Origin of the sequence: Mycobacterium sp. (assembly GCF_036488105.1) — a bacterium.
Taxonomy (GTDB): domain Bacteria; phylum Actinomycetota; class Actinomycetes; order Mycobacteriales; family Mycobacteriaceae; genus Mycobacterium.
The window spans coordinates 1-14,337 of sequence record NZ_DASXHW010000460.1 but is presented as its reverse complement, the minus strand read 5'-3'; the positions used below and the strand labels follow the sequence as shown (position 1 = coordinate 14,337).

Genomic DNA, 14,337 nt, shown 5'->3' with positions numbered 1-14,337 from the left:
TTTCGCGGTCGTTCGGGTCGTTCGGGCCCGGTGATACGGGGCATGGGTACGTTGAGCCGCGCCTTCGGCGTGGCCTGGCGCCGCTCGTTGCAACTTCGGGTGCTCGCGCTGACGCTCGGCATGTCCCTGGCGGTGATCTTGGCGCTCGGCTTCACGCTGACCAGCCAGGTCACTAACCGCGTGCTCGACGTCAAAGTCCGCGCCGCCACCGAGCAGATCGAGCGCGCGCGCACCACCGTCAGCGGGATCGTCAATGGTGAGGAGACACGGTCGCTGGACAGCAGCCTGCAGCTGGCCCGCAACACGTTGACATCGAAGACCGATTCGACCTCCGGAGCCGGCCTGGCCGGCGCGTTCGATGCCGTTCTGGTGGTACCGGGCGACGGCCCCCGGCCCGCCGCCTCCGCCGGGCCGGTCGACCAGTTGCCCGACACGCTGCGCGAATTCGTAAAGGCCGGGCAAGTGGCCTACCAGTACGCGACGGTGCACACCGAGGGCTTCTCCGGGCCGGCGTTGGTGATCGGCACTCCGACGATGTCGCGGGTGAACAATCTCGAGCTGTACCTGGTCTTCCCGCTGGGCAATGAGCAGAGCACGATCGCACTGGTCCGCGGCACGATGGCCACCGGCGGCCTGGTGTTGATGGTGCTGCTGGCCGGTATCGCCTGGATGGTCACCCGGCAGGTGGTGGTACCGGTGCGGGCGGCGGCGCGGACCGCCGAGCGGTTCGCCGACGGGCATCTGTCCGAGCGGATGCCGATCAACGGCGAAGACGACATGGCCCGGCTGGCGGTGTCGTTCAACGACATGGCCGAAAGCCTGTCCCGACAGATCGCCCAACTCGAGGAATTCGGCAACCTGCAGCGCCGGTTCACCTCCGACGTCAGCCACGAGCTGCGCACCCCGCTGACCACCGTGCGGATGGCCGCCGACCTGATCTACGACCACAGCGAAGACCTCGACCCGGCGCTGCGACGGTCCACCGAGCTGATGGTCAACGAGCTCGACCGGTTCGAGTCGCTGCTCAGCGATCTGCTGGAAATCTCCCGCCACGACGCCGGCGTGGCCGAATTGTCGGTCGAGGCAGTCGATCTGCGGACCACCGTCAACAGCGCGCTGAGCAACGTCGGTCACCTGGCTGAGGACGCGGGGGTCCAGATGATCGTCGACATGCCGGAGGAAGACGTGATCGCCGAGGTCGATCCGCGCCGGGTCGAGCGGATTTTGCGCAATCTGATCGCCAACGCGATCGACCACGCCGAGCACAAGCCGGTGCGGATCCGGATGGGCTACGACGAGGACACCGTCGCGGTCACCGTCCGCGACTACGGCGTCGGGCTGCGGCCGGGTGAGGAAAAGCTGGTGTTCAGCCGGTTCTGGCGGTCGGACCCGTCACGGGTGCGGCGCTCCGGTGGAACCGGGCTCGGGCTGGCGATCAGCGTTGAGGACGCGCGACTGCACCAGGGCCGGCTGGAAGCATGGGGCGAGCCCGGTAACGGCGCCTGCTTCCGGCTCACCCTGCCGCTGGTCCGGGGACACAAGGTCACGACCAGCCCGCTGCCGATGAAACCTATTGCGCCGGAACGCAAAGAGGGCAAGGTCCGGCAGCGCGAACCCGCGGAGCGCGGCGCGTGATGCGGCAGCTAACCGGGCTGCTGACCGCGCTGGTGGTCGTGCTGGCGGGCTGCGCCGGTGTGCCGAGCGCATCGGCGCCACAGGCCATCGGCACCGTCGAGCGTCCGGCGCCGGCGAACCTGCCCAAGCCGACGCCCGGAATGGATCCCGATGTGCTGCTGCGCGAATTCCTCAAAGCCACCGCTGATCCGGCCAACCGGCACCTGGCGGCGCGACAGTTCTTGACCCGGTCGGCGTCCGATGCGTGGGACGACGCCGGTAGCGCGCTGTTGATCGACCATGTGGTGTTCGTCGAAACCCATAGCACCGAACGGGTTTCGGTCGCGATGCGCGCCGACAAGCTCGGTTCGCTGTCCGACATGGGCGTGTTCGAGACCGCCGAAGGACAGCTGCCCGATCCCGGTCCGATCGAGCTGGTCAAGACGCCGGGCGGCTGGCGCATCGACAAGCTGCCCAACGGGGTCTTCCTGGACTGGCAGCAGTTCAACGCCACCTATAAGCGCAACACCCTGTATTTCTCCGACCCGACCGGCAAGACGGTGGTGCCGGATCCACGCTATGTCGCGGTGTCCGACCGCGATCAGCTGGCCACCGAGCTGGTGTCCAAGCTGATTGCGGGCCCGCGCCCGGAGATGGCTAAGAGCGTGCACAACATGCTGACGCCGCCGGTGCGGCTGCGCGGACCGGTGACGCGCGCCGACGGCGGCAAGAGCGGCGTCGGCCGGGGCTACGGCGGAGCCCGCATCGACCTGGAGTTGCTGACGGTTGCCGATCCACGCAGCAGGCAATTGGTTGCCGCACAGATCATCTGGACGCTGGCCCGCGCAGACATCAAGGGCCCCTACGTGATCAAAGCCGACGGCGCCTCGCTCGACGAACGCTTCGCCGACGGGTGGAACACCACGGACGTCGCGGCTACCGACCCGGGTGTTGCCGAAGGCGCCGCCGCCGGCGTGCACGCGCTGATCGGTGGCCGAGTGGTGGCGCTGGACGGCCAGCGCTCCGACCCGGTGCCGGGCGCCTTCGGGCGGACCACGGATCAGACCTCGGCAACGCTGTCCCGCAACGGGCATCAGGTGGCCTCGGTGGTGACGCTTCGGCCCGGCGCCCCGGACATGGCGTCGTCGCTGTGGATCGGCGACCTCGGTGGCGAGGCGGCCGAAGCGGCTGACGGACATACGCTTTCGCGACCTACCTGGTCGCTGGACGACGCGGTATGGGTGGTGGCCGACGGCAACACCGTGCTGCGCGCCATCCAGGAGACCGCCTCGGGGCAGCCGGCGCGGCTGCCGGTCGACTCGGCCGCGGTCTCCAGCCGTTTCCCCGGAGTGATCGCCGAGTTGCAATTGTCCCGCGATGGCACCCGCGCCGCGATGGTGATCAATGGCCAGGTGATCTGCGCCAGCGTCGAGCAGACGCAGGCCGGTCAGTTCGCACTGGCCTATCCCCGGCGGCTCGGGTTCGGGCTGGGCTCCTCGGTGGTGTCGTTGGCGTGGCGCACTGACGAAGACATCGCGGTCAGCCGCAACGACGCCGAGCACCCGGTGTCGTACGTCAACATCGACGGGGTGAATTCCGACGCACCGAGCGCCAATCTGCAGCAGCCGGTCGGGGTGATCGCAGCCAACCCGTCGACGGTGTACGTCGCCGACCCACGCGGCGTGATGCAGCTGTCGATCTCGGGCGCCGAAGGCGTGCAGGGCTGGCTCGATGTCCCGCCGTTCATGGTGGGTGGGGCGATGCCGGTGATGCCCGGCTGAGGCGCGCGTGATGTCGGTGTCGCTCGGCACACTGGCGCTGTGCTGGATCTGGTTCTCCCGCTGGAGTGCGGTGGTTGCGGGGCCCCGTCGACGCGCTGGTGTGCTGCCTGCGCCGACGAACTCGCGATCGGTCTCGATGCGCCGCGCGTTGTCACGCCGCGCATCGACCCGCAGGTACCCGTGTTCGCGCTCGGCCGGTACGCGGGTGCGCGGCGGCGGGCGATCGTCGCGATGAAAGACCGCGGCCGGGCCGATCTGAGGGCGCCGCTGGCCCGGTCGCTGGCTCTCGGTGTGCACCGCTTACTGCGGTGGGGTCTGCTCGACGTTCCGCTGACCATCGTGCCGGCGCCGACCCGCGGCTGGTCGGCCCGTCACCGCGGCGGCGACCCGGTGACGCGTGTCGCCGCGCTGGCGACGGCGGGCCACGCGGACATCACCGTCGTGCAGGCGCTGCGGATGACGGCGTTGGCCCGCGACTCGGCGGGGTTGAACAGCGCCGCACGTGAACGCAACATCGCCGGACGGGTGCTGCTGACCCGCCGGCGGCTGCCGGCCGGCAGCGAGCTGCTGGTGGTTGACGACATCGTCACCACCGGCGCCACCGCCCGCGAGTCGGTGCGTGTGCTGCACCGGGCCGGGGCACGAGTGTCGGCAGTGCTGGCGCTAGCGGCGGCATGAGTGTTTGTGAAGAACTCGCAACAGGTCGGGCGAAATGCTGGCAATGCCGCCAGTGGACGGTCTACCGTCGGAATCAAGCACCGACAACGCCTCAAGGCAGCGCATCTGAACCGCGGATTGAGGCGCCACCGTCAACGGTAGGGGGTGAGTGTTCGACACCTAGCATCGGCGGGCGGCCACTGAGTTCTGACAACCCCGTCGGCGCGTGTACCTATAGCCGGGCGCGCTTAGCTGCGCGCAATGCGAGAGAAACGAGTTGTCAAGTATGTCAAGACAAACCGTTGATGCCGGGCAGCTTCTGGCTGAACCTCCGGTCGACGCCGATGAACACGAACCAATGGCACGCGCCGAGGTCGTCGTCAAAGGCCGCAACGTCGAAATCCCTGACCACTTCCGCGTCTACGTCTCGCAAAAACTCGCCCGCTTGGAGCGACTCGACCGAACCGTCTATCTGTTCGACGTCGAACTCGACCACGAACGCAACCGGCGCCAGCGCAAGTCGTGTCAGCACGTCGAGATCACCGCTCGCGGTCGCGGGCCGGTCGTCCGTGGCGAGGCATGCGCGGACAGTTTCTATGCCGCGCTGGAGTCCGCGGTAGCAAAGCTGGAAGGCCGGCTGCGTCGCGTGAAAGATCGCCGCAAAGTCCACTACGGCGACAAGACCCCGGTCTCGCTGGCCGCGGCGACCGCCGTCGTACCGCATCCCGAACCGGACCTCGACGACATCGACGCCCCACACTTCGGCGACCCGGGAGCCAACGGGCATCACCAGCCCGGGCGGGTGGTGCGGACCAAGGAGCACGAGGCCAAGCCGATGTCAGTCGATGACGCCCTCTACGAGATGGAGTTGGTCGGCCACGACTTCTTCTTGTTCTACGACAAGCAGACCGAACGGCCTTCGGTGGTCTACCGGCGGCACGCCTACGACTACGGTCTGATTCGGCTGTCCTGAGCCGTTCCAACCTGGGCCGCGGCGAGCATCGACTGGTCGTGGCCGGGATACCACCTGAGCCGTCACCTAGGATGGATGACGTCGAAGACGTCGGATCTACAGAGGACCTAGGGGACTAAGCCGTGCTGGATAAGTTGTTGCGACTTGGCGAAGGTCGCATGGTCAAGCGCCTCAAGCGGGTGGCCGATTATGTCAACAGCTTGTCCGAGGACATCGAAAAGCTGACCGACGCCGAATTGCAGGCCAGGACCGCGGAATTCAAGAAGCGGCACGCCGACGGGGAGGCCCTCGACGACCTGCTGCCCGAGGCGTTCGCGGTGGCCCGCGAGGCGGCTTGGCGGGTGCTCGACCAGCGGCACTTCGACGTGCAGGTGATGGGTGGTGCGGCGCTGCACTTCGGCAACGTCGCGGAGATGAAGACCGGTGAGGGCAAGACCCTGACTTCAGTGTTGCCGGCCTACCTCAACGGCATCGGCGGCGACGGCGTGCACATCGTCACCGTCAACGACTACCTGGCCAAACGTGACAGCGAGTGGATGGGCCGGGTGCACCGCTTCCTGGGCCTGGACGTCGGCGTGATTTTGGCGCAGATGACTCCAGACGAGCGTCGCGTCGCCTACGCGGCCGACATCACCTACGGCACCAACAACGAATTCGGCTTCGACTACCTGCGCGACAACATGGCCCATTCGCTGGAAGACTGCGTCCAGCGCGGCCACAACTTCGCCATCGTCGACGAGGTCGACTCGATTCTGATCGACGAAGCCCGCACCCCACTGATCATCTCCGGGCCCGCCGACGGAGCCTCGAATTGGTATCCCGAATTCGCCCGGCTGGCGCCGTTGATGGAAAAAGACACCCACTACGAGGTGGATCTGCGTAAGCGGACCGTCGGTGTGCACGAGATCGGCGTGGAGTTCGTCGAAGACCAGCTCGGCATCGACAACCTCTACGAGGCGGCCAATTCGCCGCTGGTCAACTACCTCAATAACGCGCTGAAAGCCAAGGAGCTGTTCAATCGCGACAAGGACTACATCGTGCGCGACGGTGAGGTGATCATCGTCGACGAGTTCACCGGCCGCACGCTGGTCGGCCGGCGCTACAACGAGGGCATGCATCAGGCCATCGAGGCCAAGGAGCGCGTTGAGATCAAGGCCGAGAACCAGACGCTGGCCACCATCACGCTGCAGAACTATTTCCGGCTTTACGACAAGCTCTCCGGCATGACCGGTACGGCGCAGACCGAGGCCGCCGAACTGCACGAGATCTACAAGCTCGGTGTGGTGCCGATCCCGACGAACCGGGAGATGATCCGCACCGACCAGTCCGACCTGATTTACAAGACCGAGGAAGCCAAGTACATCGCGGTCGTCGACGACGTCGGCGAGCGCTATGAGAAGGGCCAGCCGGTGCTGATCGGTACGACGAGCGTGGAGCGCTCGGAGTATCTATCGCGGCAGTTCCAGAAGCGGCAGATTCCGCACAACGTGCTCAACGCGAAGTTCCACGAGCAGGAAGCCGGCATCGTCGCCGAGGCCGGCCGCCGCGGTGCCATCACGGTCGCCACCAACATGGCTGGACGCGGTACCGACATCGTGCTGGGCGGCAACGTCGACTTTCTCACCGACGTGAGGTTGCGTGCCCGCGGCCTGGATCCGGTCGAGACTCCCGACGAGTACGAGACGGCCTGGCACGAGGAGCTACCGATCGTCAAAGACGAGGCGGCGGCCGAAGCCAAAGAGGTCATCGAGGCCGGCGGGCTCTACGTGCTGGGCACCGAGCGGCATGAGTCACGCCGTATCGACAACCAGCTGCGTGGCCGCTCCGGCCGTCAGGGTGACCCCGGTGAGTCGCGGTTCTACCTGTCGCTGGGCGACGAGTTGATGCGTCGTTTCAACGGCGCCGCGCTCGAGACGCTGCTGACCCGGTTGAACCTGCCCGACGACGTGCCGATCGAAGCGGGAATGGTGACGCGCGCGATCAAGAGCGCGCAGACCCAGGTCGAGCAGCAGAACTTCGAGGTCAGAAAGAACGTCCTCAAGTACGACGAGGTGATGAACCAGCAGCGCAAGGTCATTTACGCCGAGCGCCGCCGGATCCTGGAAGGCGAGAATCTCCAACAGCAGGCGCACGACATGCTCGTCGACGTGATCACCGCCTACGTCAATGGCGCCACCGCCGAGGGCTACGCCGAGGACTGGGATCTGGAGAAGCTGTGGGAGGCGCTGAAAACGCTGTACCCGGTCGGCCTCGACCACAGCACTCTGATCGACTCCGAGGCGGTCGGGGAGCCCGGCGAGCTGACCCGCGAGGAGTTGCTCGACGCGTTGATCGCGGATGCCGATCGCGCCTACGCCGCGCGCGAAGCCGAGCTCGAAGAGCTGGCCGGTGAGGGCGCGATGCGTCAGCTGGAACGCAACGTCCTGCTCAACGTCATCGACCGCAAATGGCGTGAGCACCTCTACGAGATGGACTACCTCAAAGAGGGCATCGGCCTGCGCGCGATGGCGCAGCGCGACCCGCTGGTCGAATACCAGCGTGAGGGCTTCGACATGTTCACCGGGATGCTGGACGGCCTCAAAGAAGAGTCGGTCGGCTTCCTGTTCAACGTCGCGGTCGAGGCGGTACCGGCCCAGCAGGTCGGACCGGTCGCCGAGCCCGAGGGCCTGGCGGAGTTCGCCGCCGCCGCCGCGGCCAGTGCGCAGAGGCAGGCCGGCGGCGTTCAAGCCCCCGCCGCAGCCCGTGAACCCGCACCTGCGTTGCGCGCCAAAGGAATTGACAACGACGCACCCGCGCTGACCTACAGTGGGCCCGCCGAGGACGGCTCGGCGCAGGTGCAGGGCAACGGCGGCGGCTCCGGGGCCGGCGGATCCGGGGGCAGCCGTCGTGAACGCCGCGAGGCCGCCCGTCGGCAGGGCCGGCACGCCAAGGCCAAGCGGCGCTAGCGCCAGCCCGGTGCTCGCCCGGTTCAGCGGCACCCCGCAGCCCGCACTTGCCGCCCGGGGAGCCGCCTAACCGATGTGCAGCGCAACCACCTGCCAGCGGCCGGAGCCGACCGACTCGATGCGGCAGGCGACGGCGTGCATGCGGGGCCCACGGCTGTAGCTGCCGAACACCTCGGCCGCCGCGAACCCGTCCGGGCTGCCCACCGCCTGCAGTCGCACCCGGCGCAACACCGCCACCCCGCCATCGGCACCGGCCAGTCGATTGGCCGACAGCACCGAGTCGACGAGTCCGGCGGCGAGCAGGCCGTTCAGCTGGGAGATCGGGCGGCGGCGGTCGATCACTTCCAGCACTCGGCGCAGCGCGGCATCGGCGAAACGTGCCGCCCGATGCATCGGGGCTGACATCGCGGGCGCGGGCGGCGCCTGATGGTGACTCGAATGCCGTTGCGGCACATGTGCATTGCGCCGCCGCAGCGCTGCCGGTGAGGGCGGTCGGCACTGCCGGACGTCACGTGCCGGAGGCTCACAGTCGACCACCTGGGTGACCGCAAACGCCGTCTGGTCCGATGGGCTTGAACTGGTCAGCATTGCACTCTCCCGGGAATTCCGAAGGGCCTCAAAAGGCTGGCCTGCTGGAGAGTGGCAGACGAGTGTGACGATCATCGCACAATCACCGCATCCGCGTACCCGCGCTGCATCGGGCCCCGGCGGACGGTTACGGTGTGCGGCATATTGGTCGGTGGACCAAGTCGCAAAAGATGTAAAGGGGAGAGGCGTCGTGACCCGGTTGTCCGCTTCGGACGCCTCCTTCTACCAGCTGGAGAATTCGGCGACGCCACTCTATGTGGGCTCGCTGTCGATTCTGCGTCAGCCGCGGGCCGGGTTGAGCTACGAGACGTTGCTGGCCACCGTCGAGCGGCAGCTGCCCAAGGTGCCGCGGTACCGGCAGAAGGTCCGCGAAGTGACAATGCGGCTGGCCCGACCGGTTTGGATCGACGATCGCGATTTCGATATCACCTACCACGTCCGGCGCTCCGCGCTCCCATCGCCGGGCAGCGACGAGCAGCTCCACGAGCTGATCGGCCGGCTGGCCGCCCGCCCGCTGGACAAGTCGCGGCCGCTTTGGGAGATGTACCTGGTGGAGGGCTTGGCCAACAACCGCCTGGCCCTCTACACCAAGTCGCATCAGGCATTGATCAACGGCATGGGCGCGGTCGAGGTCAGCCATGTCATCGCCGATCGGAACCGGCGCCCGCCGCCGTTCGCCGAAGACATCTGGGTGCCGGCCCGCGAGCCGGGCACCGTGGAGCTGGTGCTGCGCGCGCTCGGTGACTGGGCCACCCGCCCGCAGGCGCAGTTGAACGCCGTCCGTAGCGGGGTCACCGATCTGTTGACCAACTCCGGACAGCTGGTGGAGACCGGCCGGAGGATGTTCGACGTCGCCCGGACGTTGGCGCGCGGCAACGCCCCCAGCAGCCCGCTCAACACCACGGTGTCGCGCAGCCGACGGCTGACGGTCGCGCGCGGCCAACTTGACGACTACCGGGCCATTCGGTCGCGTTACAACTGCGATGTCAACGATGTGGTGCTGGCGGTGATCACCGGTGCGCTGCGCAACTGGCTGCTGTCCCGCGGCGAGTCGCCCGCGCCGGCTGCGACAGTGCGGGCGATGGCGCCGTTGCCGGTCTACGTCGACGAAACATTCGACTCGTCGAGCCGGGGGCAGGCGATCAGCCAGGTGGCGCCGTTTCTGGTCGACCTGCCGGTCGGGGAGGGCAACCCGGTGGTGCGATTGTCGCAGATCGCGCATGCCACCGAAACCAATCCGACCGCGGCGAGTCTGGTCGACGCCCGCACCATCGCGACCCTGTCGGGTTTTGCGCCGCCGACCTTGCACGCCATGGGAATTCGAGTCGCCACGGGCTTGTCGCCGCGCTTGTTCAATCTGTTGATCACCAATGCGCCAGGCGCGCAGTCGCAAATGTATGTCGCCGGTGCGAAGTTGTTGGAGACCTACGCCGTACCGCCGCTGTTGAACAATCAGGTGCTGGCCATCGGCGTGACGTCGTACAACGGCAAGTTGTATTTCGGCATCAACGCCGATCGGGACGCGATGAGCGATGTCGACGTACTACCGGTGTTATTGGCCGAATCACTCGATGAACTGCTGGAAGCCGCACAGTAGCCCTACCATTCGAGGGTGAGCAAGGCGCAGAAGAAGAAGCCCGAAATCCCCAACAAGGTCTACGAGGCCGAATTATTCCGGCTGCAAACGGAATTGGTGAAACTCCAGGAATGGGTGAGAGCTTCTGGCGCCCGCGTCGTGGTGATCTTCGAGGGTCGTGACGGCGCGGGCAAGGGCGGCACCATCAAAAGGATCACCGAATATCTCAATCCACGCGTGGCCCGAATCGAGGCGCTGCCCGCGCCGACCGATCGGGAACGCGGGCAGTGGTATTACCAGCGCTACGTCGCGCAGCTGCCGACCAAAGGCGAGATCGTGCTGTTCGACCGGTCCTGGTACAACCGGGCCGGCGTCGAGAAAGTCATGGGATTCTGCACGCCGCAAGAGCACGCGCTGTTCTTGCAGCAGACCCCGATCTTCGAGCAGATGCTGATCGACGACGGGATTCTGTTGCGGAAGTATTGGTTTTCGGTCTCCGAAGAAGAGCAATTGCGGCGATTCAAAGCGCGGCGCAACGACCCGGTGCGGCAATGGAAATTGAGCCCGATGGATCTGGAGTCGTTGTACAAGTGGGAGGACTATTCGCGGGCCCGCGACGAGATGATGGCCCGCACCGATATGCCTTACAGCCCTTGGTATCTGGTGGAATCGGATATCAAGAAGCACGCGCGTCTCAATATGATCGCGCACCTGTTGTCCACGATCGAGTATCGCGATGTCAAAAGACCCAAAGTCAAACTGCCCGCTCATCCGATCAAGAGCGGCAACTACCAGCGGCCACCACGGGAGTTGTCCACCTACGTCGACGACCACGTGGCGACGTTGATTGGTTCGGTTGAATGACAAGGGTGGGCGCTTACTGATGCGCATTTACATCCCGGTGACACTGTCGATGCTCCGACAGCTTGTCGCCGACGGCTCGCTACGGCCGGTCAGCGGCACCGCCTTCGCGGTAACCCCCAAGCTGCGGGAGGCCTACGCCGAGGGCGACGAGGACGAGCTGGGCGAAGTGGCGCTGCGGGAGGCGGCGCTGGCCTCGCTGCGGCTGCTAGCCGGCGCCGCGGAGGATTCCGGGCAATCGGGGAACGAGATGCCGCCGCGACGCGCAGTGCTGGTCGCCGACGTCGGCGATGTCACACTGCGCCCCGATCTCGACGACGCCGTGGTGCGGATCGGTGCGCCGGTCACCACTGACGATGTCGTCGCCGCGTTCGTCGACAACGCCGCCGCGGAACCGCAGGTCAAAGCCGCGATCGCGGTGATCGATGAGGCCGACCTCGGCGACGAGGACGCCGAGCTGACCGTTGGTGATGCACAGGATCACGACCTGGCCTGGTACGCGGCCCAAGAGCTGCCGTTCCTGCTCGAGCTGCTCTAGCGCTAGCTACGCTACCGTAAGTTACGGTAGCGTAGGTTCTGTCCCGAGCGAGAGCGAGGATTCTTCTCATGGACAGGACCGCCTCAATGGACAGAAAAATATCGCGACCCGCCGCCGACGTCATCGAAACCAGGCCCATTACGCTGGCCGGAGTGGAAACCCATCCCGGCTGGCACGCGTTGCGCACCCTGGCCCGACGCATCACCACGCCGCTGTTGCCCGATGACTATCTGCACCTTGCCAATCCGCTGTGGTCGGCGCGGGAATTGCGGGGCCGCGTTCTCGAGGTGAGGCGCGAGACGCACGACTCCGCGACGCTGGTCATCAAGCCGGGCTGGGGTTTCAGCCTCGATTACCAGCCGGGCCAGTACATCGGGATCGGGCTGCTGATCGACGGCCGTTGGCGGTGGCGCTCGTACTCGCTGACATCGAGTCCGCACCGGAGCGTGCGCACGGTGGCCATCACCGTCAAGGCGATGCCCGAAGGCTTCCTGTCCGCTCACCTGGTGGACGGGGTGAAGCCAGGCACGATCGTGCGACTGGCTCTGCCGCAGGGCAATTTCGTACTGCCGGATCCGGCGCCGCCCGCCGTGTTGTTCGTCACCGCCGGCTCGGGCGTCACGCCGGTGATGTCGATGCTGCGCACGTTGGTGCGTCGCGATCAGATCACCGACGTGGTCCATCTGCATTCAGCGCCGACCGCCGCCGACGTGATGTTCGGCACGGAGCTCGAGCAGCTGGCCCGCGACCATCCGGGATACCGGCTGCAATTGCGCGCGACGCGCGATCAGGGGCGGCTGGATCTGTCCCGGCTCGACACCGAGGTACCGGATTGGCGCGACCGGCAGACCTGGGCGTGTGGGCCCGAAGCCATGCTGGACGCGGCCGAGCAAGCTTGGTCGGCGGCTCATGTCGCGGACCACTTGCACCTCGAGCGCTTCGCGGTATCGCGCGCGGCGCCGGCCGGAGCGGGTGGGACCGTCACCTTCGCCAAGAGCGGAAAAAGCACCGCGGCCGACGCGGCGACGTCACTGATGGATGCCGGTGAGCGAATGGGCGTGCAGATGCCGTTCGGCTGCCGGATGGGTATCTGCCAGTCGTGCGTGGTCAGTTTGGTGGAAGGTCACGTACGCGACCTCCGAAACGGCGCGGAGCGTGAGCCGGGAACCCGCGTGCAAACCTGCATTTCCGCTGCGTCAGGCGATTGCACACTCGACATTTAAGAGTTACCCGCTGGTAACCTACGGTTTCGTAGGTTACGATAGCGTAGGTCACGAACTGTAATCTGCTGGAAGGCAATAGCGCGATGGCGATCACCGACCTCGATGTCTTCGCACATCTGACGGACGCCGACATCGAAAACTTGGGCACCGAATTGGATGCAATCCGCCGGGACATCGAAAACTCCCGCGGCGAGCGCGACGCCCGCTACATTCGCCGCACCATCGCTGCGCAGCGCGCACTGGAGGTCGCCGGCCGACTGTTGCTGGCTTTCAGCTCGCGCCGGTCAGCCTGGTGGGCGGGGACCGTGACCCTCGGCGTGGCCAAGATCGTCGAGAACATGGAGATCGGCCACAACGTCATGCACGGCCAGTGGGACTGGATGAACGACCCCGAGATCCACTCCTCGTCGTGGGAGTGGGACATGAGCGGGTCGTCCAAGCACTGGCGCTACACCCACAACTTCGTGCACCACAAATACACCAACATTCTCGGCATGGACGACGACGTCGGCTACGGCCTGCTGCGCGTGACCCGCGACCATCGCTGGCAGCGCTTCAACCTGTTCAACTTGGTGTTCAACGCGCTGCTGGCGCTGGGCTTCGAGTGGGGCGTTGGTCTCCAGCATGTGGAGATCGGCAAGATCGTCAAGAAGCGGATGAGCAATGACGACGCCCGGCAGCGGACCGAGGAGTTCTTCGCCAAGGCCGGTCGCCAGGTGGTCAAGGACTACGTCGCGTTCCCGGCGCTGACGTCGCTGTCACCCGGCGCGAGCTACAAGTCGACGTTGAAGGCCAATGCGGTCGCCAACGTGATCCGCAACGTGTGGGCCAACGCGGTGATCTTCTGCGGCCATTTCCCCGACGGCGCTGAGAAATTCACCAAGACCGACATGGTCGGCGAGTCGAAGGGGCAGTGGTATCTGCGACAGATGCTGGGTAGTGCCAACTTCGACGCCGGCCCAGCGATGCGGTTCATGAGCGGCAACCTGTGCCACCAGATCGAACACCACCTGTTCCCGGATCTGCCGAGCAACCGGTATGCCGAGATCTCCGTTCGGGTGCGCGAACTCTGCGACAAGTACGACTTGCCTTATACCACAGGGCCTTTCCTGGTGCAGTACGCCAAGACCTGGCGGACCATCGCCAAGCTGTCGCTGCCGGACAAGTACCTGCGCGCCACCGCCGACAATGCGCCGGAAACGCGCAGCGAGTCGATGTTCGCCGCGCTCGAGCCGGGTTTCGCCGGTGCCGATCCGGCGACCGGACGTCGCCGCGGTCTGAAGACCGCGATCGCTACCGTCCGGGCGTGGCGCCGCGACAAGCGGGCCAAGCGCAACGGCGGGAACGAGCGATCGGCCGGACGGGACGACCTGGCCGCCTAAGCTTGGCGCGGTGGAGGTCGTCACCGCGCATCCGATCGTCGATGCCGTGCTGGATCGGCATCGCGATGCGTTAGGCGATGACCTGTCCGCTTACCGCAACCACGTATACCGCTGCATCACCTATCACCAGCTGCTGCTTGGGTTTTCGATCCCAGATGTCGCGGCACTGGCCTGGGCGACGCACGATCTGGGCATCTGG

General features: G+C 66.3%; 11 protein-coding genes and 1 pseudogene. 11 read left to right on the top strand and 1 reads right to left on the bottom strand.

What is annotated here, in order from left to right; all coding sequences use genetic code 11:
* The 5 genes from mtrB to secA all read left to right on the top strand — a co-directional run.
* Window positions 1-1,635 (top strand): MtrAB system histidine kinase MtrB (gene mtrB, locus VGH54_RS24165; protein ID WP_331514651.1); only part of this gene is annotated, 1,635 nt, incomplete at its 5' end.
* The gene (gene lpqB / locus VGH54_RS24160) at window positions 1,635-3,395 is read left to right on the top strand and encodes an MtrAB system accessory lipoprotein LpqB (RefSeq protein ID WP_331514654.1); all 1,761 of its coding nucleotides are present in this window, start codon (window positions 1,635-1,637) and stop codon (window positions 3,393-3,395) included. The genes mtrB and lpqB, both read left to right, overlap by 1 nt.
* Before the next feature lie 39 nt (window positions 3,396-3,434).
* Entirely contained in the window at window positions 3,435-4,073 is a 639-nt protein-coding gene (locus VGH54_RS24155; protein WP_331514650.1) for a ComF family protein, read from the top strand.
* Window positions 4,074-4,338: 265 nt separating this feature from the next.
* A complete protein-coding gene (hpf, locus tag VGH54_RS24150) occupies window positions 4,339-5,025 on the top strand; it encodes a ribosome hibernation-promoting factor, HPF/YfiA family (protein WP_414688787.1) in 687 nt (228 codons plus the stop codon).
* 122 nt (window positions 5,026-5,147) lie between these two features.
* Complete coding sequence (gene secA, locus VGH54_RS24145) at window positions 5,148-7,970, top strand: preprotein translocase subunit SecA (protein ID WP_331514649.1); 2,823 nt, start codon at window positions 5,148-5,150, stop codon at window positions 7,968-7,970.
* A gap of 66 nt (window positions 7,971-8,036) precedes the next feature.
* On the opposite strand, the gene VGH54_RS24140 is transcribed toward secA, so the two are convergent.
* Window positions 8,037-8,558 carry an Rv3235 family protein gene (locus VGH54_RS24140; RefSeq protein WP_331514647.1) on the bottom strand — a complete coding sequence of 174 codons (522 nt, stop codon included), beginning with the start codon at window positions 8,556-8,558 and terminating at the stop codon, window positions 8,037-8,039.
* 190 nt (window positions 8,559-8,748) lie between these two features.
* On the opposite strand from VGH54_RS24140, the gene VGH54_RS24135 reads away from it, so the two are divergent.
* The 6 genes and pseudogenes from VGH54_RS24135 to VGH54_RS24110 form a co-directional block, all read left to right on the top strand.
* Window positions 8,749-10,155 (top strand): wax ester/triacylglycerol synthase family O-acyltransferase, encoded by a 1,407-nt coding sequence (locus VGH54_RS24135; RefSeq protein ID WP_331514646.1) that lies wholly within the window; start codon window positions 8,749-8,751, stop codon window positions 10,153-10,155.
* Between the two features lie 15 nt (window positions 10,156-10,170).
* Window positions 10,171-10,998 (top strand): polyphosphate kinase 2, encoded by an 828-nt coding sequence (gene ppk2, locus VGH54_RS24130; RefSeq protein ID WP_331514645.1) that lies wholly within the window; start codon window positions 10,171-10,173, stop codon window positions 10,996-10,998.
* A 16-nt stretch (window positions 10,999-11,014) separates the two neighbouring features.
* Window positions 11,015-11,533 carry a DUF6912 family protein gene (locus VGH54_RS24125; RefSeq protein WP_331514652.1) on the top strand — a complete coding sequence of 173 codons (519 nt, stop codon included), beginning with the start codon at window positions 11,015-11,017 and terminating at the stop codon, window positions 11,531-11,533.
* Between the two features lie 86 nt (window positions 11,534-11,619).
* Complete coding sequence (locus tag VGH54_RS24120) at window positions 11,620-12,756, top strand: ferredoxin reductase (protein ID WP_331514644.1); 1,137 nt, start codon at window positions 11,620-11,622, stop codon at window positions 12,754-12,756.
* Window positions 12,757-12,839: 83 nt separating this feature from the next.
* Window positions 12,840-14,138 carry a fatty acid desaturase gene (locus VGH54_RS24115; protein WP_331514642.1) on the top strand — a complete coding sequence of 433 codons (1,299 nt, stop codon included), beginning with the start codon at window positions 12,840-12,842 and terminating at the stop codon, window positions 14,136-14,138.
* Between the two features lie 10 nt (window positions 14,139-14,148).
* Window positions 14,149-14,337: pseudogene (locus VGH54_RS24110) on the top strand (hypothetical protein); the annotation flags it as partial.

Excerpts from the sequence above, each read along its gene's own strand:
- lpqB (WP_331514654.1), top strand. The coding sequence starts at position 1,635 with ATGCGGCAGCTAACCGGGCTGCTGACCGCGCTGGTGGTCGTGCTGGCG.
- hpf (WP_414688787.1), top strand. The coding sequence starts at position 4,339 with ATGTCAAGACAAACCGTTGATGCCGGGCAGCTTCTGGCTGAACCTCCG.
- VGH54_RS24140 (WP_331514647.1), bottom strand. The coding sequence starts at position 8,558 with ATGCTGACCAGTTCAAGCCCATCGGACCAGACGGCGTTTGCGGTCACC.
- VGH54_RS24120 (WP_331514644.1), top strand. The coding sequence starts at position 11,620 with ATGGACAGAAAAATATCGCGACCCGCCGCCGACGTCATCGAAACCAGG.
- VGH54_RS24115 (WP_331514642.1), top strand. The coding sequence starts at position 12,840 with ATGGCGATCACCGACCTCGATGTCTTCGCACATCTGACGGACGCCGAC.